Here is a 258-nt window from a genome sequence, read left to right on the forward strand (position 1 = left end):
TGAGGAACGCCCCGTAGGGCCGACCGGAGACCAGCATGATCGCCGTCGCACCGAGAATGCCCAGCACGAGGCCACGGCCCGATGCGCCGCTGATCGCGATGATCGCGGCGTAGATCGGCACCTGGAAGGTCACCAGCGCCATGCTGTCCCAGACGATGCGCGAGACCCGCGTCGGCGCTGCGCGCTGCATCAGCCAGTCGCGCCACATGCCGTAGGGACGCGAATCGCGCGCAGAGCGCCGCAACAGCGCCTGAGCAC

The 258-nt window shown here is 69.4% G+C and carries 1 protein-coding gene; it reads right to left on the minus strand.

All coding sequences use genetic code 11. The features are described from left to right. Positions 1 to 258 (minus strand): L-alanine exporter AlaE (gene alaE, locus SB719_RS21130; protein ID WP_412159882.1); only part of this gene is annotated, 258 nt, incomplete at both ends.

The organism is Pantoea sp. SIMBA_079, from assembly GCF_046940275.1.
Classification (GTDB): Bacteria; Pseudomonadota; Gammaproteobacteria; order Enterobacterales; family Enterobacteriaceae; genus Pantoea; species Pantoea borealis.